Below are 21,437 nucleotides of genomic sequence, written 5' to 3' on the forward strand. Positions count from 1 at the left end.
GGACACCCATGTCAGAACCTGTGGTCCAGACCACTGACCCCGAGCTGCGCGAGCGGATCCGCACCGGCATCGGCGAGCTGCTGCCCCGAGTCCTCAAGCGCGAACTGCCCGAGATCCCCGAGAACGCCTGCCTCTTCGACGACCTCGGCCTCACCTCCGCCGGCACCATCGAGCTCATCCTGGAGCTGGAGGAGTCGCTCGACATCCAGGTGGACGTCGAGCAGATCACCGAGGACGACCTGCGCTCGGTCACCAAGCTGGCCGACTACGTCGCCGGACACGTCATCCCCGAGGACTGACCGGGTGGCCGACCACGGCCTGCGGATCACCCGGGCGCTCGCGCGGCGCTTCGACGGCCGCTCGGAGGCCTCGCTCCACCCGGACCTGCGGGTGTTCGTCTCCGACCTCGTCCGCCCCTACGGCCTGCCGCTGCGCGAGGACCTGCTGAGCGAGGGCGTCGGCCACTCCTACGAGGAGCTGGCCGCCGGCCTGGTGCGCGAGGCGCTCGCCGAGGACGAGCCCGTCGACCTGCTGATCCTGGCCTTCGACACCCCGGACGTCCGACCGGGTGCGCCGTCCTCGCTGGCGCTCAGCCGATCCTGTCCGGGCACGCCGCTCGCCTTCGCGGTCTGCGACCAGGGCGTCGCAGCGGCCTTCACCGCGCTGCGCCTCGCGGTCGACTACCACCGCACCGGATCCTGCCGCCGGGCGGTCGTGGTGCTCGCCGAGCAGACCGCGCTGCACCACGAGCCGGCCGCGCCGGTGGCGCTGCCGGAGCGGCACGGTGTGGTGGTGCTGGTCTGCGAGGAGGCCCCCGGGCCTGACATGACCGTCCACCAGATGCCCGGTGCCGAGCTGTCGGATGCGGCGGTGCGGGCCCGGGCCGCCGAGCTGGGGCCCGACCCGGCGCTCGTGCTCGGCCCCGGGCTGGCCGGTGCCGAGGACTCGGCGGCCCAGCCGTTCACCGGGGCCTGGGCGGAGCTCGCCGAGCAGCTGCCCGCCTGGCGGGCGCAGGGGCGCCCCGTCCTGGTCGCCGACCTGGACCGCAGGCTCGGCGTGCTGAGCGCGTTGACCCTTCCGTAGTCATGGTTCGGTTCATGCCAACTCTCTTGTCTCACACAGGAATTGGCGAATCATCGGTTAGGTGAACGATTGGTCTGGACCAGCGTGCGAGGTCGCTGGTAGCGTCCCGATCGCACCCCGCTGAACCCTTCCCCGGCGAGCCGAAAGGCGCGTACGACGTGACCCCGTACGGCGAGACACAGACCAGTAGACGGATCGAGGTCCGGTACGCGGCCTCGGCCGACGGCTCGGCCGGTGGTGCGGCTGTCGATTCGGGGCCGCTCACGCTCGGCCAGGACAACATGATCCGGTGCATCGGGCGCGATGCCCCCGAGCAGATCAACAAGGATTCGCTCTGGCCCGTCCCGGACGGCACCTCGGTGTCGGCCGGGCTGGCCGCCCTGCGCCGACTCGTCGAACGGCACGAGTCGCTGCGCACCTCCTTCCCCGCCGGCCCCGGCGCGGACGGCTTCCCGGAGCGCCAGGTGGTGCACCCGGAAGGCCGGTTCACCGTCACCGTGATCGAGGCGGGCGACCGCAGCGACCCCCAACTGGACGCGCTCGCAGCTGAGTTGGGTCGGGCCGACGTCGCCGTTCCGTTCGACCTGGCGGCCGCCCCGCGGCTGCGCTTCACCCTCGTCGCGGACGGGGAGCGACTGCTGCGGCTGGTCGCGGTGGTCTGCCACGCGGGGGCCGACGGCGCCGCCACCGTGCTGCTGATCCAGGACTGGCTGGACCTCGCCGCCGGCAAGGACCTCCCGCCGGTCACCGCCCCGACCCCGCTGCGGATCGCGGACGCGGAACGGAGCGCGCAGGGCCGCCGCAGGTCGGCCGCCGCCCTGCGGTACTGGGCCCGCAGCCTCGCCGCGGGCCCGCAGGTGGTGTTCGCCGACGCGCGGATCACCGGCCCCCCGCACGACCTCTCCGCCGTCCTGGTCCGCTCCCGCACCGCCGCCGAGGACCTCGCCGCCGTCTGCCGCCGCACCGGCGCGAGCCCGTCCGTCGTCCTGCTCGCCGCCTTCGCCGCGCTCGTCGCGCACCGGTCGGGCCGCACCGGGCTGGCGCTCTCGGCGCTCTCCGCGAACCGTCAGCGCGCCGCCCTGGTCGACCACGTCGGCACCCTGGCGCAGGACGCCCTGATCCTGCTCGACACCGGGACTGCCGACCTCGACCAGCTGATCGGCCGGGCCAAGGCGGCCTCGCTGAGCGCCTACTGGCACAGCACCCTGGACGCCGAACAGGTCTGGCGGCTCATCGAGGACTGCGCCCACCTGCGCGGCAGCCGGTTCCCCCGCCACGTCGTGGTCAACGACCTGAGCCTGACCATCCCCGCCGCCGTCGCCGACGCCCAACCCGCCGCGACCGCCGACCCCGAACTGACCCGGCTGCCCGCCCCACAGCTGCCGATCCGGCTGATGTTCACCATCCTGCGGATCAGCGGCAGCCTCGACTTCGCCCTGATCAGCTGCCCGCAGGTGCTGGACCCGGACGAGACCGACCGGTTCGCGCGGGCGCTGCTCGCCGTCCTGGCCGCCGCCGCCCGCGGGCCCGTGCCGCTCGACGCCCTGCCCGGCGTCGGCGGCGTGCCGACCCCCGACCGGAGCGGGGAGTGGCACCTGGTCGACGGCTCCTGGATCGACCTGGCCGCCGTTCGCGACCTGCTGGAGGCCGCCCTCGGCGCGCGGGCGGAGATCGAGCTGGCGCTGGACGAGGGAAGGCTGACCGCCAGGCTGACCAGCGCGGACCGCGAACTCACCCCGGCCGTCGCCCACCACGCGGTGGTCGCCGCTCTGCCCGGCCGCGACACGGCGATGGCGCCGCACCACTACGTCGTCCGGCACACCGGCTCCGGGGCGGAGGCCGTCACCTCCGGCGGCGGCCGCGACCCGGACATCGCCGCCCGGCAGGCGGTGCTCACCTGAACGGGGGAGCACGGGCAGGCGCGGGCGGGCTCACTCCAACGGGTCCTCGCCGTCCCACCGGACATCCCACGAACACTCCGAGGTCGCCCCCGAGGTGAGCCCCCACGGGCTCGGCACCTCCTCCTCGTCCTCGTCGCCCTGCAACGGCAGCCGGTCGATCACCGCGACCAGCCGCGGCGGCAGTTGCGGCGCCAGCCCGTGGTGGACCCGGGACAGGATGTCGCGCCGCACGTCGTCCGGCAGTAGCGGCCTGGTCATCCGCAACGGCATCGGCCCGGAGGGGCGTCCGGCCGCAACCAGCTGGTCCGACCAGGCCCGCCAGTAGTCGGCGTCGTCGTTCTCGCCGAGCTTCAGATGGTGCAGGTGCAGGCAGTACGCCGCCGTGCCGCAGCCCGATCCGGCGGCGAAGCGCCACCAGAACTCGGCGCCCTCCTCCCGCCCGGTCGCGTAGAGCAGCGCGGCGAACACCTCCGCGCCCTCGGGCTGGATCCGGCGGGCGTTCACCAGGAGGTCGAGCCCCCGGGAGGCGTCCGGTGCGCCCAGTACCAGGGCCACCACCAGGCCCAGTTCGAAGGCGGCCTGCTCGAACTCCGACGGCAGGTGTGTCGGCGCGGCCGTGAGCCGGGCCTGGCGCAGTGCTGCGATGCGCTCGGCGTGCGCGCGCTCCGGCCGGGGCACGTGGACCACCGCACGCCCCCCGCCGCTCGTACCCGCCTCGCCGCTCGTACCCGTCCTGTCGCTCGTGCCCGCCCCGTCGGGCGGGTCCGCTTCCTGCCCGGGCGTCACAGCTGACCCGCGTGGTCCGGCAGTTCACCCGCTCGGTCGGCCGGTTCACCCGCTCGGTCGGCCGGTTCGCCCGAGCGGTCGGGCAGTTCGCCCACGCCGAGCCGGCGCGCCAGTCGCTCCCGCGCGTGCCGCAGGTTGGAGTGCACCGTCGCCACCGGCCGCCCCAGGTAGGCCGCGATCACCTTGACGTGCAGGCCCAGCAGGTACCGCAGGATGATCACATCCCGTTGTCGGTCCGGGAGTTCGAGGATCGCCGCGTACAGCCGCACCTCGTCCGCCTCGCTGTGCAGCAGCCCGTTCGCGACCTGCTTGAACGCGCCGATCACCGCGGCGAAGGTGACGGCCTCCACCGCCACCGGTTCCTCGGCGGACATCCAGTCCGAGACGTGCCGGTTCGCCAACCGCCAGGCGTACGCGGCCGGCTCCTCGAACCGCAGCACCTGAGGCCAGCAGCGGGCCAGGTCCGCCTTCACGGCCTCGACCACCAGTGCGGCGTCCGCCTGGCCGCCTATCCTGGTCAACGCGAGAGCGTGCCAAGCGGGTTCATGGGTCTCGCAGAACGACGCGTAGGTGAGGTCCAGCCGCAGGCCGAGGTCGCCACCGGCCTCCCGGTCCGACTCCGCGCCGTCGGCGCGCTCCAGCGTCGGCCCTCCCCGGTACCCGCGCACGGGGGCGTCCCTGTCGATCGTCATCGAGCCTGCTTTCCGTGGCCGCCGGCAGCTCGGCGGGCCACTCGAGGTTCGGGCTGTCTGCGCCCATCCTCAGTCCATCCGGCTCGTCACTCCAGGCCGCATCCCGAATACAGATCGTCATCCCATGGGATCGCCCGACTGGTTGGAGCGCGGCGGTCCGCGCTCGACCTCCGGATACGGTGGGCACCAATCGACAGGTGTCCGCGACGCCGAGGGGGAACGCGATGAGCCTCTACGACGGAGTCGACCTGCGGCTCAACATGCCGCACTCGGCCCGGATGTACGACTACTACCTCGGCGGCTTCACCAACTTCGCCGCCGACCGCGAGGCCGCCGGGCACGCCCTCGCGGTCGCACCCTGGCTGCGCGTCGCCGCCCGCGCCAACCGGTCCTTCGTCCACCGTTCTACCCGCGCCCTCGCCCGGGCCGGCATCGACCAGTTCCTCGACATCGGCACCGGCATCCCCACCCCGCCCAACCTCCACGAGGTCGCCCAGAGCGTCGAACCGTGCGCCCGCGTCGTCTACGCCGACAACGACCCGATCGTGCTCTCACACGCCCAGGCGCTGCTCACCGGCACCCCCGAAGGCCGCACCGCCTACGTCGAGGCCGACGTCACCGACCCCGCCCGCCTCCTCGCCTCGCCCGGCCTGCGCGACACCATCGACCTCACCCGGCCCGTCGCGCTCTCCCTCAACGCCCTCCTGCACTTCGTCCCCGACACCCGTGGCGCCCACGAGCTCGTCGAGCACCTCAAAGCGGCCCTCGCCCCCGGCAGCGCCCTGGTGATGACCCATGTCACCCCCGACTTCGCCCCGACCGAGATCGCCGGCCTGGTCCGGATCTACGAATCCGCCGGCACCGCCGCCCAGGCCCGCACGCTCCCCGAGTTCACCCGCTTCTTCGACGGCTGGAGCCTCATCGCCCCCGGTACCGTCCCCACCCCCCACTGGCGGCCCACCCCCGCCGACCCGCCGGCCACCGCCCCCGAGGCCGCCGCCTACGCGGCCGTGGCGCTCAAGCCCTGACCCCGCCCGCCCGGTCGCCCCTGCCCGGTCGCCACCCAACCCCCTCCACCCGTGCGGCCCCGCCGTCCCGGGGACAGACTGGTGGTGGATCGATGCTGCCCGTGAGGCTGGGAGAGGCATGCTGCTGGGACTCACCACCGCCTTGGTCGCGACCGTCTGCTTCGGGTTCGGGGCGGTGTTCCAGGCGCGCGGGGCGCGGTCGGCGCCGCAGGCGGACCGGGTGCGGGCGGGGCTGCTGGCCGCGCTGGCGCGGTCGTGGGAGTTCCTGCTCGGCACGGTGCTGGACATCGTCGGTTTCGCGCTGAGCATCGTGGCGCTGCGTAGCCTGCCCCTGTTCCTCGTGCAGGCCGTCACCAACGCGAGCCTGGCCGTGACGGCGCTCGCCGCCGTCCGGCTGCTCGGGGCGCGGCTGCGCCGGGGGGACGTGACGGGAATCGTCGCCGTGGTGGTCGGCCTGACGCTGCTGGCGTCGGGGTCGGGCCGGGAGGGCCGGGAGCACGCCCCGCCGCTGTTCCACTGGGCGCTGCTCGCGACGACCGCCGTGATGCTGCTGCTGACCCTCGTCCTGGTGCGCCGGGCCGGTACCGTGGCGGCGGCCGGGCTGGGGCTGCTGGCGGGGGTGGGGTTCGGGGTGACGAGCCTGGCGGTGCGGGTGATGGACGCGTCGAGCCTGGTCACCGTCCTCACCGACCCGGCGGCGTACGCGCTCGCGGTGGGCGGCCTCGGCGGCTACCTGGCGTACGCGCTGGCGCTTCAGCGCGGCACGGTCACGGCCGCGACCGCCGCCGGGACGGTCGCCGAGACCTTCGGCCCGGCGCTGGTGGGCGTGGCGGCGCTGGGCGACGCGGCGCGTCCGGGGTTCGAGTGGTGCGCGCTGGCGGGCTTCGCGGTGGCGGTGGGCGGCACCTTCCTGCTGTCCAGGTTCGGGGAGTTGGAGGGGCAGTCCGCGGAGGTGGCCGCCGCGCGGCCGGGCTCGGCGGACCGGGACCCTGAACCGGGCCCGGACCCGGAGGCGGACGCGGAGCCGGCCGTCCCGCCCCGGTAGCCCGGGTGGCGCCGCCGTGCGAAGATGACTTGCCGGACAAATCGGACGGTGACACGCCCACGGAGCGGCAGGTGCGCGATGGCGGACGAAGCCCAGCCGGGCCCCCGACGGCCGGGGCCCGCCGACCCTCCGGTCGTGCTCGTCACCGGCGCGTCCTCCGGCATCGGCCTGGCCACGGCCGTCCGCCTGGCCGACGCCGGCTGGCGGACCCTGCTGTCCGGTACGGACGGCGCCCGCCTGGACGAGGTCGCCGCCCGGACCGGCGGCCGCGTCCTGCCCGAGGACCTGAGCAAGCCGGACGGCCCGAGCCGGCTCGCGGAGGCGGCCCTCGCGGAGGCCGGCCGGGTGGACGCGCTGGTCGCCAGTGCGGGCCTGGGGTGGCGCGGACCGTTCGCGGACACCCCCTCGGACGTCCTGGACCGGATGATCGAGGTCAACTTCGCCGCCCCGCTGCGGCTGGTCCGCCTGCTCCTGCCGGGCATGCTGGAGCGCCGCCGGGGCCGGATCGTGCTGCTCGGCTCGATGGCCGGCCAGGTTGGCGTGCGCGACGAGTCGGGGTACGCGGCGACCAAGGGCGGGCTGGCGATGTTCGCGGAGAGCCTCTGGTACGAGCTGCGCGGCACCGGGGTGGGGGTGCGCCTGGTGCTGCCGGGCCCGGTGGACACCCCGTTCTTCGACCGGCGCGGCACCCCCTACCAGCGGGAGCGGCCACGGCCCGTGCCGGCGGAGCGGGTCGCCGACACCGTGGTCGCGACCATCACCACCGGGCGTGACCGGCTCTTCGTGCCGCACTGGCTCGGCTTCCCGGCCCGGATCCACGGCGTGGCGCCGGGCGTGTTCCGGCGCATGGCCTCCCGCTTCGGGTGAGCCCGGTGAACACGGCCACCCGGGTGCTCGCGACGGCGACCGTGACGGCGGCTGCGGCGGAGTTCGGGCACCTGGTTCCGGCGGCGGTGCGCCTCCCGGCGCTGCGCCGCACGCTGGCCCGCCGAACCGCCGGCCACGGCGCCGACCCGCACCACGTCGCCCTGACCTTCGACGACGGCCCCGACCCGCGCAGCACCCCGGAGATCCTGGACGCGCTGGACGCGCTGGGCGGTGTCCGGGCCACCTTCTTCCTGCTGGGCTCGATGCTGGAGCGCGCCCCCGCCCTCGGCCGGGAGCTGGTGCTGCGCGGCCACGAGGTGGCCGTCCACGGCTGGCACCACCGGCCGCAGTGGTACCCGGCCCCGGCCCGTGACCTGCGCGAACTGCGCCACGCGACCGAGGCGGTGACCGCGCTGTGCGGGGTGCGCCCGCACTGGTACCGCCCGCCGTACGGGGTGCTGACGGCGGGCCCGGCCCTGGCCGCCCGGCGGCTGGGCCTGCGCCCGGTGCTGTGGACGGCCTGGGGCCGGGACTGGACGGCGGAGGCGACCGGGGCCTCCGTCTACGCGACCGCCCGCCCCGGCCTCACCGGCGGCGCGACCCTCCTCCTGCACGACTCCGACTGCACCTCCGCCCCCGACTCCTGGCGGGCCACCCTCGCCGCCCTTCCGCTGATCGCCGCCCACTGCCGCGCCCACTCCCTCACCCTCGGCCCGCTCCGCGACCATGCCGTCCCGGCGCCCGCCCGCGGCTGACGGCATCGCGCCCGCCGCCGAGCGCCGGGCGGACGGCGAAGCCCCGCCTCGACCGAGGCGGGGCTTCGCCGTGTGGCGTTGCTCGGCGTCTTCTAGCGTTCGCAGGCGACGCCGTCGTTGTCGCGGTCCAGGCCGGATCGGTACCCGGGGTCGCCCCGGTGCAGGGGGGCCTTGCCGGCGGCCTTCACCGCGTCGCAGTTCTTGTAGTAGGCGCTGCCGCCGGCACCGCCCTGGGAACCGCCACCCGACGCCCCGTCCGAGTTCGCGTCCGAGCCCCCGCCTGACGTTCCGCCCGACGTTCCGCCCGACGACCCGCCAGTGGAACTGCCGCCGGCGTTGCCCTGGTGGTTCGGGCTGGACGGGTCGTTGCGTTCGTCCGCGTAGAGCGCCGCGTACCGGTCCGCCGGGCACGAAGCCCCCGGCTTCACCAGCTGGAGCGCGGGAGAGGCCGCCGGGTACAGCTTGCTCCCGGGCTGGAGCACGTTCGCGCACACCACCCAGGCGTCGTGGTCGGCGGGCAGCGCTAGGTCCAGGTAGCGGCTGTGCTCCTGGATCCGGTCGGCTGCGACACCGGCCGCCACCAGTAGGGCACGCGCCTCCCCGGCGGTGTGCTGGGCGACGTCGGGCATGACACCCGACACGGCGCTCGGAGTCGGAGTGGGAGTGGGAGTCGCGCTCGGAGTCGGAGTCGCGCTCAGGGCCGGCGTCGGGGACCCGGCGTCGGCCGGGGTGGCCGCCGTCGTGGCCGTAGCCGTAGCCGTAGCCGTAGCGGTCGGAGCCGGAGCGGCGGTCGTCGCCGGGGCCGCGACCGGCTGCGCCTTCTCCGGCTTCGGCCCCGTGATGACGCCCAACCAGAAGAGCGAGCCGATCAGGCAGCAGAAGGTCAGCGCCACCTTGGCGGCGACGTGCAGGCGGCGGGAGCGCCACAGCCAGATCGCGGCGAGCGGCGGTACGAACAGCAGGGTGGCGGCTCGGACGAGCCGGTTGGCCGTGGTGCGGGGCGGTACGGCCTGGGGCCCGGGCGGCCGGTGCGGGTCGGGGGTCACGAGGGGGTTCCTTCGAGCAGGAGTGTGTCCCCGGGGAGAGCGGCACCCCGGGGTGGGTGCTCCGGCCTGGGCTGGACGGCCGCCGCTGCCGGCGGGCGAGGCCGCTGTCCGGGGCCGTCCGGAGGCTTCGGAGAGTGTAAAGGACTCGTATGGAACAGGTATGCGCCAGGTAGCGAACTCCGGCCCCGGCCCCCGCCCGGGTGCACGGCTCCACCCCGGCCGGGACTCCCGTATGGCTCGCCCCGGCGCTCGGCTACGCCAGCCCCACCTGTGCCAGGGCCGCGGTGAACCCGGTGCGCCAGCGCTCCGGGGTGGCGCCGGGGGAGGGGGTGGGCGCGGGGCGGGCGAGGGCGGCGAGGGCGTTGCGGACCACCTCGGCGGGGTGCGCGGAGGCGACGTCGGCGTGGCCGAGTTCCAGCTCGTGTTGGAGGTTGTCGCGGCCGTGGCCCTGGACGACGTCGAGCAGCAGCAGCCGCCGTCCGAGGGCGCGGGCCTCGCTACAGGTGTCGCCGGAGCTGGTGACGACGAGGTCGGCGGCGGCCATCAGGGCGGGGACCCGGTCGGTGTAGCCGAAGGGGTGCAGGCGCGGCTCCCGGCGGGCGGCGGCCCGCAGCCGCCGTTCCAGTTCCCGGTTGCGCCCGGCGACGGCGAGCACGTGCGGACCGGCGGCGGCGAGCGAGGCGGCGGTGCGGGCGAGCGGCCCGAGCCCCCAGGCGCCGGACATCAGCAGCACGCACCGCCCGCCCGCCGGGACGCCCAGTTCGGCACGCGCCTCGGCCCGGCCGGGCGGCCGGTAGAACGGTTCCCGCAGCGGAGCCGGCAGGACGGTGACGGCGGCGTCCGGCCGGTAGCGGCGCACGGCGCAGGCGGCGACCTCGGAGGTGACCAGGAAGAGGTCGGTGCCCTCCTGCACCCAGAGCCGGTGCGGCGTCACATCGGTGCAGAACACGAAGTGCCGGAAGTCCCGTCGCGGCAGCCGGTTGACGGCCGAGGTGGCGGTGGCGAACACGGAGACCACCAGCTGCGGCCGCTGCGCCGCGACCAGTTGGCGCAGCGCCGGGACGAGCCGGCTGCGGGCGGCCGCGTCGGCGAGCAGCGCGAGCCGGGCGCCGGGCCGCAACGCCGAGAAGTGGAAGGCGTCGTACACGCCGGGCAGGTCGAGCAGCCGCCGGAACACGGCCTCCCCGGCGGCGCCGGAGCGCTGCCCGAGCAGGGCCATCGCGTCGACCGTGTGGGTGGTCCAGCCGCGGGCCCGCAGGGTGTCGGAGCAGGCCTGGGCCATCACGTCGTGGCCCTGGCCTAGGGAGCCGGAGACGAGCAGGGCGTGCGGCATCGGGCGGCCCGCTCAGGAGGCGGCGGAGGCGGCTGCGGCGGCCCGGTACCAGTCGGCGTAACTCCGCACGCCGTCCGCGAAGTTGGTGTGCGGAGACCAGCCGAGCAGACGCTTGGCCTGGGCGCAGGAGATCCGCCGCCCGGTGTAGTCGGCCTTGCGGCCGTCGATGTGCTCGATCGAGACCGGCCCCAGCAGGTCGTCGACGGTGTCGGCGATGTCGCGCACCGAGACGGCGGTGGAGCCCTCCAGGGCGAAGGTCCGGTCCTCGGCGGCGGGGGACAGGGCCCGGACGTGGGCGTCGGCGAGGTCCTCGACGTAGACGAAGTTGCGGCTCTGCCGCCCGTCGCCGGCGATGGTGATCGGCCGCCCGGTGAGCGCGGCCTGGACGAACCGGGCGACGACCAGCTCGTCGCGCATCCGGGGCCCGTACGGGATGCCGTAGCGCAGGATGGTGAAGTGCTGCCCGTACAGCTCGCGGTAGCTGTGCACCAGCATCTCGGCGGCGAGCTTGGTGGCCACGTAGAGGTGGCCGCTGTGTTCCAGTTCGATCGGCACGTGCTCGTCCAACTCCTGCTCTCCGCCGTCGAGTTGCTCGTCGGTGAGAGCGGCGCCGTAGACCCAGACGGTGCTCGCCAGCACGGTGCGGCTCAGTCCGCTGCGCCGGGCGGCCTCCAGGACGGCCTCGGTGCCGTCGATGTTGGTCCGCACGGCCCGCACCGGGTCGGCGGAGACCTGTTCGACGTCGGCCATCGCGGCGAGGTGGTACACCACTTCACTGCCGGCCAACGCGGAGGTGAGGGCCGCGAGGTCGAGGATGTCGAGCCGGGCGTGTTCGGCGTCGGGGTTGAGGTACTTGTCGGTCGTGTCCACCGCGAGGACGTCGTGGCCGGCCGCGATCAGGTGGTCCACGACGTGTGACCCGATGAATCCGCATCCCCCGGTGACGGCTATCCGCACGATCTCTCTCCTTGTCGGGCTCCGTGTCGAGCGCCTTCTCGCACTCCGTGTCGAGCGCCTCGGCGCGCCCGCCTGGTCGGGTCGACCCCGCCCCGGCTATCCGGCGAGTCTCCGGTGCACCGCCGAGACGGCCTCGATGACCTGCTCCGTCTCGTCCCCGGTCATGTCGGAGTGCACCGGCAGGCACACCTGCCGCGCGCAGACGTCCTCGGCGACCGGCAGCGGCCCGCGCCGGTAGGGGGCGAGGACGGGCTGCAGGTGCAGCGGCAGGTCGTACACCTCGCCGGAAAGCCGCACGCCGTACTCCTCGGCGACCGCCCGCTTGAACGCGGCGCGCTCCACCCCAGGCGGCAGCAGCGCCACGTACTTGTAGTAGTTGCCGCGGCAGCCGGACGGTTCGAGCACCGGCTCCAGGCCGTCGAGCCCGGCCAGCGCCTCGTCGTAGCGGCGGGCGACGGCCCGGCGGGTCTCGATGAACTCCTTGAGCCGGCGCAGGTGCACGGCGCCGACGGCCGCGCCGAGCTCGCTCATCCGCCAGGCGTGGCCGAGCCGGACGTGGTGGTTGGTGGTGAAGGAGCCCTTGCCCTGGTCGCGGTAGGTTCGGGCCTCGTCGCGCAGCTCGGGCGACTCGGTGAGGATCAGGCCGCCCTCGCCGCTGGTGGTGACCTTGGTCGGGTAGAACGAGAAGGCCCCGGCCAGGCCGAACGTCCCGGCGCAGCGCCCGTCGAGGCTGCTGCCGTGGGCGTGTGCGGCGTCCTCGACCAGCGGGACGCCGTGCCGGTCGCAGAGCGCGCGCAGCTCCTCGACCCGCGGGGTGATCAGTCCGCCGATGTGGACGAGTACGACGGCTGCGGTATCCGGGGTGAGGGCCGCCTCCAGCGTCTCGGGGGAGAGCGCCAGGGTGGCCGGGTCGACGTCGGCGATCACCGGGCGCCCGCCGGCGTGCAGGACGGCGCCGGCGGTCGCGTAGAAGGTGACGGCCGGTACGACGACGTCGCGGCCCCGGACGTCGACCGTGCGCAGGATCACCTCCAGCGCCGCGGTGCCGCTGCTCACCGCGACGGCGTGCGAGGCGCCGTGCTCGGCGGCGAAGGCCTGCTCCAAGCGCTCGGTCCACGGGCCCAGGGTGAGGGCGCCCGTGGTGAGCATCTCCATCACCGCCTCGGCGACGGCCGCGCGGTCGGATTCGTCGAACACGATGCGGGCGGCTGGAACGCCCATGGGCACCTCCGGCGGCGGGCTGGGGTCAGCACCGATCGGGTCAGATGGGTCCGAACCGTACGAAAAGTGTCGGTCCCGGCACATCACGCTACTTCGCCCGCCGGGCCGCGGCCCGTCGTCGCCGCCCGCCCGGGTGACGATGCCCGGCCCCGTCGCCGCCCTGCCGCTGCCCCGCCACCGCCCCGTCGCCACCGCCGGGAGTGCGCCCGACCGCTCCCACCACAGCTGATGCGCTTCCGCCGTCCGGGGAGGGGCCGTACTGCGTCCGCAGTACGCAAACGGCCTGCGCAGGGACGACGACGGAGGAGGGGCCGGCCGTCAAGGATGGGTCATGCTGCGGGCGGTCCGCGCCGAAAGGCGCCGGGGCGGCCGCGGTGCGCACTCTGACCGAGATTCGAAGGAGTCCACTCTTCCGTGGCCACGTTCCTGTACCGCCTGGGCCGCTGGGCCTTCGTCCGACGCCGGCTGGTGACCCTGCTCTGGGTGGCCGTGCTGGCGGTCTGCGGAGTCCTGGCGGCCAAGGCGCCCGCCGCACCCGACGACGGCTTCGCGATGCCCGGTACGGAGGCGCAGAAGGCCTTCGACCTGATGAACGAGCGCTTCCCCGGCGGCCACGCCGACGGCGCCTCGGCCCGCCTGGTGTTCGTCGCCCCGTCCGGGCAGAAGATCACCGCCGAGCCCAACCAGCAGGCGGTGGAGCGGACGGTCGCCGAGCTCGCCCACGCCGACGAGGTCTCCGGCGCGGTCAGCCCGTTCAAGGCCAACACCGTCTCCAAGGACGGCACCACCGCGTACGCGACCGTCAGCTACTCCGTGAAGGCGGGCGAGCTGTCCAAGGGCGCCACCGACGCCCTCGAACAGGCCGCCCAGCACGGGCGGGACGCCGGGCTCAAGGTCGAGGTCGGCGGCAACGCGCTGATGGCCAAGCCCGAGGCCGGCGGCAGCAGCGAGATGATCGGCATGGCGCTGTCCGCGGTCGTCCTGGTGATCACCTTCGGCTCACTCGTGGCCGCGGGCCTGCCGCTGCTCACCGCCGTGATCGGGGTCGGCCTCGGCATGGCCCTGATCACCGGGCTCGGCAGCACGCTCGGCCTGTCCTCCACCACCAGCACGCTGGCGATGATGCTGGGACTCGCGGTCGGCATCGACTACGCGGTGTTCATCGTCTCCCGCTACCGGGCCGAGCTCGCCGAGGGCCGCACCCCGCAGGAGGCGGCCGGCCGGGCCGTCGGCACCGCAGGCTCCGCCGTGGTGTTCGCCGGGCTTACCGTGGTGATCGCCCTGGCCGGGCTCTCGGTGGTCGGCATCCCGATGCTCGCCAAGATGGGCATGGCCGCGGCCGGCACGGTGGTCATCGCCGTCCTGGTCGCGCTCACCCTGGTCCCCGCGCTGCTCGGCTTCATCGGCCGCCGGGTGCTGCCCCGCAAGGCCCGCAAGGGCGCCGTCCAGCCGAAGAAGGAGAACGGCGGCTCCCGCTGGGCCAAGTTCGTGCTGCGCCGCCCGCTCGCGGTGCTGCTCGGCGGCGTGATCGGCCTCGGGGTGCTCGCCGCCCCCGCGCTCGACCTGCGGCTCGGCCTGCCCGGGGACGAGTCGAAGCCGACCTCCACCACCCAGCGCCGCGCCTACGACCTGCTGTCCGAGGGCTTCGGCCCCGGCTTCAACGGGCCGCTGACCGTCATGGTCGACGTCAAGGGCACGCCCGACCCGAAGGCCGCCGCGAGCGAGGTCGCCAAGACGGTCTCCGCGCTGCCCGGCGTGGTCTCCGTCACCCCGCCGATGTTCAACAAGGCGGGGGACACCGCCCTGCTGAACGCCGTCCCGTCCACCGGCCCGAGCGCCGCGGAGACCAAGGACCTGGTCCAGGCCATCCGCGGCCACGCCGCCGGCCTCAAGACGGCCACCGGGGCGACGGTCCTGGTGAGCGGCACGACGGCGATGAACATCGACGTCTCGCAGAAGCTCACCGACGCGCTGGTGCCCTACCTCGCGGTGGTCGTCGGCCTCGCCGTCGTCCTGCTGCTGGTGGTGTTCCGCTCGGTGCTCGTCCCGCTGAAGGCGGCGCTCGGCTTCCTGCTCTCGGTGGCCGCCGCGCTCGGCGCGGTCGTCGCGGTCTTCCAGTGGGGCTGGCTGGCCAACCTGATCGGCGTCGAACAGACCGGCCCGGTGATGAGCATGATGCCGATCTTCATGGTCGGCGTGGTCTTCGGCCTCGCCATGGACTACGAGGTGTTCCTGGTCACCCGGATCCGCGAGGGCTTCGTCCACGGCGAGCAGCCCGACGAGGCCATCGTCACCGGCTTCCGGCACAACGCCCGGGTGGTCACCGCCGCCGCGTTCATCATGATCGCCGTCTTCGCGGGCTTCATCGGCATGGGCGAACCGATGATCAAGATGATGGGTCTGGGCCTCGCCGCGGCCGTCGCCTTCGACGCCTTCGTGGTCCGGATGACCATCGTCCCGGCCGTCCTGGCCCTGCTCGGCCGCCACGCCTGGTGGCTGCCGCGCTGGCTGGACCGGCTCATGCCGGACATCGACGTCGAGGGCAGCAAGCTGCAGACCGCCGCCCCCGAACCGGCCCCGGTCCGGGAGTCCGTCGGCGTCTAGGGCCGACCCCCCGCGGACCAGCCGGGGCCCGTCCCGATCCACGGGGCGGGCCCCGGCCCGGACAATGGTTCGATCCCTACCGTTACCGTTGCTGTCGGGGTCCGCCACGCACACGGCGGCCCCCGACCCGGCCCACCCCGCCCGGCAGGGCGCGGTTCGGCACGAACTGGCAGAACCCGGCGAGGGTGCCGCCAGGGCACCCCCGACCCGGAGAGCACCACGATGAGCGACACCTGGCAGCGGCTGCGCCGCGACCACCCCCGGCTGCTCGACGCCGTCGGCGGCGCCGTGCTGATCGCGATGACCGGCATCGGCGTCACCGTCGACCAGACCGGCCACGTCATCTCCTTCAGGCCGCTCAGCGCCACCATCGCGCTGGTCTCCGCCGTCACCGTGTTCGCCCACCGCCGGCACCCGCGGGCAGTGGTCGTCATCACGCTGATCTGCACGATGGCCCTCATCCTCACCACCCCCCGCCTCACCCCCGGGCTGGCCACCCCGCTGCTGCTCGCCCTCTACTTCCTCGCCGTCCGGACCGACCGCGCCACCGCCCTGCGCGCCTCGATCGCCTCCGCCGTCCTGCTCACCGGCACGTCGCTGATCGGCGACGGCGGCGGCCCGATCGGCCAACGGATCGGTGTCCTCGCCTGGGCCCTGCTGCCCGGCGCCCTCGGCGACTCCATCCGCAACCGCCGCGCCCACCTCGCCGCCATCGAGGAACGCGCCGAACGCGCCGAACGCACCCGCGAGGAGGAGGCCCGCCGCCGGGTCGCGGACGAGCGGATCCGGATCGCCCGCGACCTGCACGACGTCGTCGCCCACCACATCGCCCTCGCCAATGCCCAGGCCGGCATCGCCGTCTACCTCATGGACCGCCACCCCACCCAGGCGCGCGAGGTGCTCAGCCACATCACCGACGCCACCGGCTCCGCGCTCCAGGAGCTGCGCGCCACCGTCGGCCTGCTGCGCCGAGCCGAGGAGCCCGCGCCACTCGAACCGGCCCCCGGCCTCGACCGGCTTCCCGAGCTGATCAACGCCTTCGAACGCACCGGCCTGCCGGTGCGGCTCACCGTCGAGGGCGAGGCTCGCGCGCTCTCGCCCGGCGTGGACCTCACCGCCTACCGGATCGTCCAGGAGTCCCTGACCAACGTCGCCAAGCACGCCCAGGGCGCCGGCGCCGAGATCACCCTCGCCTACAGCGGCAGCCGGGTCGCCGTCAGCGTCGCCAACGGACGCCCGCCGACCAGCGCCCGCCCCCGGCAGGCCCTGCTGCCCCACCCGGCCCCCGGCGAGGGCGGCTTCGGACTGATCGGCATGCGCGAACGGGCCGGCGCGGTCGGCGGCCGCCTCACCGCCGACAGCCGGCCCGACGGCGGCTTCCTGGTCACCGCCGAACTTCCGCTGCGCACCGGCGCCCGGGACGACGGCGCCGGTCGCGGTGGCTGTGCCGTACGGGCGGACCGGGCCGGCCGGGAAGACCGTGCCGTTCGAGTAGACAAGGACCACGCATGACCATCCGGGTACTGCTCGCGGACGACCAGGCGCTGCTGCGCGGTGCGTTCCGGGTGCTGATCGACGCCGAGGACGACATGGAGGTGGTCGGCGAGGCCGCCGACGGCCACCAGGCCGTCGAACTCGCCCGCGCCACCCGCCCCGACATCGTCCTGATGGACATCCGCATGCCCGGCGCCGACGGCCTCGGCGCGACGGCCGCCATCTGCGGCGACGAGGAACTGGCCGGCACCCGGGTCCTGATCCTCACCACCTTCGAGATCGACGAGTACGTGGCCCAGGCGCTGCGGGCGGGCGCCGGCGGCTTCCTCGGCAAGGGCGCGGACCCGGCGGAACTGCTCGCGGCCGTCCGCGCCGTCGCCGCCGGGGACGCCCTGCTCTCGCCCGCCGCCACCCGGGCCGTCATCGACCAACTCCTCGCCCAGCCCGATCCGGCGGCCGGCGGCACCGCCGAGCGGCTGTCCGTGCTCACCGCGCGCGAGCGCGAGGTGATGTCGATGGCCGCCACCGGCCTCACCAACGAGGAGATCGCCGAGCGGATGTTCGTCAGCCCGTTCACCGTCCGCACCCACGTCCACCGCGCGATGGCCAAGCTGGACGCCCGGGACCGGGCCCAACTCGTCGCGATCGCCTACCAGTCCGGCCTGGTCCCGCCGGGCCGTCCGGCCTGACCGGCGAAGGCCCGCCCGCCGACCCGTCCGCCGGCCCGCCTGCCGATCCGTCCGTCCAACTCGCCTGGTTTGCGGCGGTAGCAGGACTGATCGACCGTCAAACTCCGGCCATATGTCGGTGATCTGAATTCCAGCCTGCCCGAAAACGACCTCCGAACTGGTGTATCAGCGAGTAGTCTGCCGATGACTCAGGATGAGGAGGGTGTTCGTGGAAACCAAGGACACGGCAGGCGAGGTGCGGATTCTCCAGCCGTTGCCCGGGCGCACGGCGGACGGATCGCAGGAGTTCGACCTGCGGTTGACGCGTTTGCTCCGCCTGCTCGGGGCTGAGGCCGCGCACGGGGCGGACTTCCCGAGCGCGGCCCGGTGGGAGGTCCACAAGGCGCTTTCCGGGCGTACCGACCTGCCCGAGGAGTACTTCGAGGCACTGCTGGAGGCGGCGGTCTACGACCCCAACCCGAGCTTCAACCGGCGCTTCGTCGAGCCGGCCCTGCTCGCTTTCGGCCAGCGCCGGGTGCGGCTGACCCTGCTCGGCTACCTGCACACCGGCACCGACGCCGAGCGCGCCGGCGCCGCCCGGGCCTGGTACTGGACGTCCCTGTCGGTCGGGGACGGCCGCAGCACGGCCGCCGCCGACGAGGGGTCGACCGTGCGGGACGCCTGGTACGAGGCCGCGCTGCGGGAGTTCGTCGCCAACGAGGACCTGGACGTGCGGCGCTGCATCCTCCCCGGGCTGCCCCTGGTGCCGCGTGCCTACCCGTCGCGGCTGCACGCCCTGGTGGAGGCCGCGGTGGCCATCGCGAGGGCGCACCCCGACGAGTACATCCGGCACCGCGCCGAGGTCCAGGTCGGTCTCTGACCACCCCTGCCCCCGGCCCCGCTACGCCCCCCGGCGGGGCCGGGGCGGTCAGCCCGTCTTGACGGTGATCTCGCCGATGTTCGTCCCGAGGTCCAGCTTGTACTGGCCGTTCGGGTCGTTCTGGACGCCGATGTGCTTCTCGCCCAGGTCGGTCGAGGCGGTGACGTGGTAGGAGGCGGTCGGCACGGTCACGTTGATCTCGCCGTTGGAGGTCTTCGCCGTGATGTTCTGGGCCTTGCCGGGGGTGAGCTTGATCCCGCCGTTGTCGGTCTTGGCGCTGACCCGGTCACCCTTGAGCGAGGTGCCCTTGATCTCACCGTTGTCGGTGCGCACGTCGACCGGCCCGGCCACGTCGTCGAGCGTGATGTCGCCGGAGCTGGTGTGCACCGAGACGTCGCCGACCTGGGTGAGCTTGATCCCGCCCGCCGACGTCCCCCCGGTGATCGGCAGCCCCGGCGGCAGCTCGACGGTGTAGTCCACCGAGCAGTTGCGTCCGCAGCCGCCGAGCACCAGTAGGCCGCCGTCCACCCGGGTGCTCGCGCCCGGCTTGCCGCTCCGGTACGTGATGTTGCGGTGGACGGCGGCCTGGGTGGCGCCGGCCTTGCCGCGCACGGTCACCTCCCCGGCGTCGCTGTCCAGGCGGATGCCGGTGATCTTGTCCGTGACGGTGGCGTCGTCGGTGAAGTTGGTCCCGATCGGGTTGCAGGCGCTGAGCACCCCGGCGGAGAGCCCGGCGACCACGAGAGCCCCCGCGAAACGGTGGTACCTGCCCATGTTCGTCCCCCATGTGTCCTGCGCTGCTTGTTGCGCGATAGCCCCTGATGACCGCCCCCGTCCGGAGCCGTCCCGACGACAGTAACCGCACGTGGTGGCCCCGGTCGGTGGTATTAACCCCCCTAAAGCGACTCCAGCCAGCCCCCCGGCGCCGCTCCACCCACCCCCACCTGGGCCTACCCGCGCCCGCCGTCGCCCCCGCCGTCGCCCCGGGATGAATCTGTAGACCGGTCGGTATATTCGTTCCGGGGAGCTGTCAGGGCTTGCGACCCACCGCGCCGTAGATGCTGACGCGGTCGGCGCCGGAGGCGGGGGCGGTGTCGGGGCGCCAGAGGGGGACGGTGGTGATGCCGGGGTCGAGGAGGTCGAGGCCGTCGAAGAAGGCGCGGACCTCGTCCCGGGTGCGGCCGACGAGGGGGGCGGTGGCCTTGTCGTAGATGCCGGTGACGCGGTCGCGGACCTCGGCGGGGATGAAGTCGGCAGTGCCGTGCGAGAGGACGAGGTGGCTGCCGGAGGGGAGCGCGTCCATCAGTGTGTCGACCGCCTGATGGGGCTTGTCCTCGTCGCGCAGGAAGTGCAGGACGGCGGCCAGGACGAGGCCGACCGGTCGGGAGAAGTCGAGGAGCCCCGCGGCCTCGACGACGGCGAGTACGGCGGACGGCTCGCGCAGGTCGGCCTGGAGGACGGCGGTCCGCCCCGGGCCCGTGCCGGACATCAGGGCGCGGGCGTGGCTGAGCACGATCGGGTCGTTGTCGACGTAGACGACCTGCGCCCCGGGATCGGCGGCCTGGGCGATCTCGTGGGTGTTGCCGGCGGTGGGGATGCCGGTGCCGACGTCGAGGAACTGGTCGATGCCGAGGTCGGCGACGCAGCGCACCGCGCGGGTGAGGAAGCCCCGGTTGGCCCGCGCGGTGGAGCGGAACTCCGGATTGGCGGCGAGCGCCTTCTCGGCGGCGGCCCGATCGGCGGGGAAGTTGTCCTTTCCCCCGAGGTAGTAGTCGTACATCCGGGCCGGGTGCGGGATGTCGGGCCGCAGGTCGGCCGGGGTTCCGGCCTCGCCGGACTCCCACAGGTCGTCGTGTCCCACGGCCGCTGCCTCCGTCTGTTGACGATCGGGTGATCTGCTTGCAACTCCCTCGGCGGACAGCCTAAAGCCCAGGTCACGGCCCTGGTGGCGGTTGGTCAGGTCACCCCTGTATGTCCGTTTTCGTCGCCCATCGCGCGCCCCTGGTCGTCCCGGCGGAGGATGGGAGGTCCCGGCGGCGAACCGTTGTCGGGCGACGGAAGCGGAAAGACCGGGGAACAGGAGGTCCGACGCTGTGGTGATCGCTATGGCAGACATCCGCGAATGGCGCGGCCACGCCGTGGTCGACGAGAAGAGCCACCGCATCGGCTCGCTGGAGTCCGTCTACGTGGAGACGGCCACCGACCAGCCGTTCTTCGCCACCGTCGCGGTCGGCCTGGTGACCAGGCGCCGCCTGGTGTTCGTCCCGCTCGACGGGGCGGTCGTCGGGCCGGACTACGTCCAGGTGGCGTTCCCGAAGAACCAGGTCAAGCAGGCGCCGTCGATCGGCACCGACGACGTCCTGCCCGCCGAGGACGAACCGACCGTGTTCGCGCACTACGGGCTCCCGTACGAGACCGGCGCCGGTGGCGAGCGCCGCCTCGCCCGCCGCTGAGCACAGCCGCCGAGCAAAGCGGCTGAACACCGTCGCTGAACCGCCGAACACCCCAGTGCCCCCGCCCGCATCGCCCCGCCCGGGAATGGATACCCCACCGGGTACAGTTGTCAGTCGACAGTCGATGCGAAAGGCGGCCCGGACATGCAGGTGGACGAGGAGTCGGTCGGCGCGGTCCTGAACCGGCTGCGCCGTGCCCAGGGCCAGCTGGCCGGGGTGATCGCGATGATCGAGGCGGGCCGTGACTGCAAGGACGTGGTCACCCAGCTCGCGGCGGTCTCGCGCGCCCTGGACCGGGCCGGGTTCAAGATCGTGGCCAGCGGCATGCGCCAGTGCATGGCCGCCTCCGACGAGGACACCCCGCCGATGAGCGAGGCCGAGCTGGAGAAGCTGTTCCTCGCCCTGGCATAAGCCAAGAAGTCAAGAAGCCGAGAAGCGCAGAAGCCGAGAGGCGCAGCAGCGCCGGAGGGCCGCGACGGATCCCGTCGCGGCCCTCCCGGCTCTTCCGGCCCCCGGCCCCCCGGCCCCCGGCCCCCGGCGTCTCCGCCGAGAATTCCCGCCGCCCGCCATGGAGTTCCCGAACCGCCCGATGGGCCGTCACACGCCGTTCACGTCCCGGTCGCT

Annotated in this window: 21 protein-coding genes; 13 read left to right on the forward strand and 8 right to left on the reverse strand. The window is 74.1% G+C overall.

What is annotated here, in order from left to right; genetic code table 11:
• Positions 1-8: 8 nt before the first annotated feature.
• The 3 genes from AB0O82_RS11565 to AB0O82_RS11575 all read left to right on the forward strand — a co-directional run bounded on the left by AB0O82_RS11565 (position 9) and on the right by AB0O82_RS11575 (position 2,984).
• Complete coding sequence (locus AB0O82_RS11565) at positions 9-299, forward strand: phosphopantetheine-binding protein (protein WP_079136143.1); 291 nt, start codon at positions 9-11, stop codon at positions 297-299.
• Positions 300-303: 4 nt separating this feature from the next.
• Positions 304-1,083 (forward strand): hypothetical protein, encoded by a 780-nt coding sequence (locus AB0O82_RS11570; protein WP_363582557.1) that lies wholly within the window; start codon positions 304-306, stop codon positions 1,081-1,083.
• A 158-nt stretch (positions 1,084-1,241) separates the two neighbouring features.
• A complete protein-coding gene (locus tag AB0O82_RS11575; RefSeq protein WP_363582559.1) occupies positions 1,242-2,984 on the forward strand; it encodes a condensation domain-containing protein in 1,743 nt (580 codons plus the stop codon).
• Positions 2,985-3,014: 30 nt separating this feature from the next.
• Here the strand turns inward: AB0O82_RS11575 and AB0O82_RS11580 are convergent, their stop codons facing one another.
• Positions 3,015-3,671, reverse strand: a complete 657-nt coding sequence (locus AB0O82_RS11580; protein WP_363582561.1) for a hypothetical protein — start codon at positions 3,669-3,671, stop codon at positions 3,015-3,017.
• Between the two features lie 95 nt (positions 3,672-3,766).
• Complete coding sequence (locus tag AB0O82_RS11585) at positions 3,767-4,462, reverse strand: sigma-70 family RNA polymerase sigma factor (RefSeq protein ID WP_363582563.1); 696 nt, start codon at positions 4,460-4,462, stop codon at positions 3,767-3,769.
• Positions 4,463-4,686: 224 nt separating this feature from the next.
• Here AB0O82_RS11585 and AB0O82_RS11590 point away from each other — a divergent pair, with 224 nt between their 5' ends.
• The 4 genes from AB0O82_RS11590 (at position 4,687) to AB0O82_RS11605 (ending at position 8,157) form a co-directional block, all read left to right on the forward strand.
• A complete protein-coding gene (locus AB0O82_RS11590) occupies positions 4,687-5,490 on the forward strand; it encodes an SAM-dependent methyltransferase (RefSeq protein WP_363582565.1) in 804 nt (267 codons plus the stop codon).
• A gap of 118 nt (positions 5,491-5,608) precedes the next feature.
• A complete protein-coding gene (locus tag AB0O82_RS11595) occupies positions 5,609-6,535 on the forward strand; it encodes a hypothetical protein (protein ID WP_363582567.1) in 927 nt (308 codons plus the stop codon).
• 135 nt (positions 6,536-6,670) lie between these two features.
• Positions 6,671-7,402: an SDR family NAD(P)-dependent oxidoreductase gene (locus AB0O82_RS11600; protein ID WP_244293554.1), complete on the forward strand. Its 732-nt coding sequence runs from the start codon at positions 6,671-6,673 to the stop codon at positions 7,400-7,402.
• A 23-nt stretch (positions 7,403-7,425) separates the two neighbouring features.
• On the forward strand, positions 7,426-8,157 hold the full coding sequence (locus AB0O82_RS11605; RefSeq protein WP_363582769.1) for a polysaccharide deacetylase family protein: 732 nt from the start codon (positions 7,426-7,428) through the stop codon (positions 8,155-8,157).
• 92 nt (positions 8,158-8,249) lie between these two features.
• Here the strand turns inward: AB0O82_RS11605 and AB0O82_RS11610 are convergent, their stop codons facing one another.
• The 4 genes from AB0O82_RS11610 to AB0O82_RS11625 all read right to left on the reverse strand — a co-directional run bounded on the left by AB0O82_RS11610 (position 8,250) and on the right by AB0O82_RS11625 (position 12,714).
• The gene (locus tag AB0O82_RS11610) at positions 8,250-9,203 is read right to left on the reverse strand and encodes an excalibur calcium-binding domain-containing protein (RefSeq protein WP_363582569.1); all 954 of its coding nucleotides are present in this window, start codon (positions 9,201-9,203) and stop codon (positions 8,250-8,252) included.
• A gap of 253 nt (positions 9,204-9,456) precedes the next feature.
• Entirely contained in the window at positions 9,457-10,536 is a 1,080-nt protein-coding gene (locus tag AB0O82_RS11615; protein ID WP_363582571.1) for a hypothetical protein, read from the reverse strand.
• Between the two features lie 12 nt (positions 10,537-10,548).
• Positions 10,549-11,493: an NAD-dependent epimerase/dehydratase family protein gene (locus AB0O82_RS11620; protein WP_363582573.1), complete on the reverse strand. Its 945-nt coding sequence runs from the start codon at positions 11,491-11,493 to the stop codon at positions 10,549-10,551.
• A 96-nt stretch (positions 11,494-11,589) separates the two neighbouring features.
• Positions 11,590-12,714 (reverse strand): DegT/DnrJ/EryC1/StrS family aminotransferase, encoded by a 1,125-nt coding sequence (locus tag AB0O82_RS11625; RefSeq protein WP_363582575.1) that lies wholly within the window; start codon positions 12,712-12,714, stop codon positions 11,590-11,592.
• Positions 12,715-13,128: 414 nt separating this feature from the next.
• On the opposite strand from AB0O82_RS11625, the gene AB0O82_RS11630 reads away from it, so the two are divergent.
• The 4 genes from AB0O82_RS11630 to AB0O82_RS11645 all read left to right on the forward strand — a co-directional run bounded on the left by AB0O82_RS11630 (position 13,129) and on the right by AB0O82_RS11645 (position 18,360).
• A complete protein-coding gene (locus AB0O82_RS11630) occupies positions 13,129-15,318 on the forward strand; it encodes an MMPL family transporter (protein ID WP_363582577.1) in 2,190 nt (729 codons plus the stop codon).
• A gap of 222 nt (positions 15,319-15,540) precedes the next feature.
• A complete protein-coding gene (locus AB0O82_RS11635; protein ID WP_363582579.1) occupies positions 15,541-16,830 on the forward strand; it encodes a histidine kinase in 1,290 nt (429 codons plus the stop codon).
• The gene (locus AB0O82_RS11640; RefSeq protein WP_363582581.1) at positions 16,827-17,501 is read left to right on the forward strand and encodes a response regulator transcription factor; all 675 of its coding nucleotides are present in this window, start codon (positions 16,827-16,829) and stop codon (positions 17,499-17,501) included. Before AB0O82_RS11635 ends, AB0O82_RS11640 begins: the two co-directional genes overlap by 4 nt.
• 208 nt (positions 17,502-17,709) lie before the next feature.
• Positions 17,710-18,360 (forward strand): hypothetical protein, encoded by a 651-nt coding sequence (locus tag AB0O82_RS11645; protein ID WP_363582583.1) that lies wholly within the window; start codon positions 17,710-17,712, stop codon positions 18,358-18,360.
• Between the two features lie 48 nt (positions 18,361-18,408).
• Here the strand turns inward: AB0O82_RS11645 and AB0O82_RS11650 are convergent, their stop codons facing one another.
• Complete coding sequence (locus AB0O82_RS11650) at positions 18,409-19,134, reverse strand: DUF4097 family beta strand repeat-containing protein (RefSeq protein WP_363582585.1); 726 nt, start codon at positions 19,132-19,134, stop codon at positions 18,409-18,411.
• Between the two features lie 256 nt (positions 19,135-19,390).
• Complete coding sequence (locus tag AB0O82_RS11655; protein WP_363582587.1) at positions 19,391-20,221, reverse strand: SAM-dependent methyltransferase; 831 nt, start codon at positions 20,219-20,221, stop codon at positions 19,391-19,393.
• A 235-nt stretch (positions 20,222-20,456) separates the two neighbouring features.
• Here AB0O82_RS11655 and AB0O82_RS11660 point away from each other — a divergent pair, with 235 nt between their 5' ends.
• Together AB0O82_RS11660 and AB0O82_RS11665 are read left to right on the forward strand one after the other, a co-directional pair.
• On the forward strand, positions 20,457-20,813 hold the full coding sequence (locus AB0O82_RS11660; RefSeq protein WP_363582771.1) for a PRC-barrel domain-containing protein: 357 nt from the start codon (positions 20,457-20,459) through the stop codon (positions 20,811-20,813).
• A 144-nt stretch (positions 20,814-20,957) separates the two neighbouring features.
• The gene (locus AB0O82_RS11665; RefSeq protein ID WP_363582589.1) at positions 20,958-21,224 is read left to right on the forward strand and encodes a metal-sensitive transcriptional regulator; all 267 of its coding nucleotides are present in this window, start codon (positions 20,958-20,960) and stop codon (positions 21,222-21,224) included.
• Positions 21,225-21,437 lie beyond the last annotated feature (213 nt).

Source organism: Kitasatospora sp. NPDC088264 (assembly GCF_040685715.1).
Lineage (GTDB): Bacteria > Actinomycetota > Actinomycetes > Streptomycetales > Streptomycetaceae > Kitasatospora.

Coding starts and splice junctions, on each gene's coding strand:
- AB0O82_RS11565 (WP_079136143.1), top strand. CDS start 9: ATGTCAGAACCTGTGGTCCAGACCACTGACCCCGAGCTGCGCGAGCGG.
- AB0O82_RS11585 (WP_363582563.1), bottom strand. CDS start 4,462: ATGACGATCGACAGGGACGCCCCCGTGCGCGGGTACCGGGGAGGGCCG.
- AB0O82_RS11590 (WP_363582565.1), top strand. CDS start 4,687: ATGAGCCTCTACGACGGAGTCGACCTGCGGCTCAACATGCCGCACTCG.
- AB0O82_RS11595 (WP_363582567.1), top strand. CDS start 5,609: ATGCTGCTGGGACTCACCACCGCCTTGGTCGCGACCGTCTGCTTCGGG.
- AB0O82_RS11615 (WP_363582571.1), bottom strand. CDS start 10,536: ATGCCGCACGCCCTGCTCGTCTCCGGCTCCCTAGGCCAGGGCCACGAC.
- AB0O82_RS11625 (WP_363582575.1), bottom strand. CDS start 12,714: ATGGGCGTTCCAGCCGCCCGCATCGTGTTCGACGAATCCGACCGCGCG.
- AB0O82_RS11635 (WP_363582579.1), top strand. CDS start 15,541: ATGAGCGACACCTGGCAGCGGCTGCGCCGCGACCACCCCCGGCTGCTC.
- AB0O82_RS11640 (WP_363582581.1), top strand. CDS start 16,827: ATGACCATCCGGGTACTGCTCGCGGACGACCAGGCGCTGCTGCGCGGT.
- AB0O82_RS11650 (WP_363582585.1), bottom strand. CDS start 19,134: ATGGGCAGGTACCACCGTTTCGCGGGGGCTCTCGTGGTCGCCGGGCTC.
- AB0O82_RS11665 (WP_363582589.1), top strand. CDS start 20,958: ATGCAGGTGGACGAGGAGTCGGTCGGCGCGGTCCTGAACCGGCTGCGC.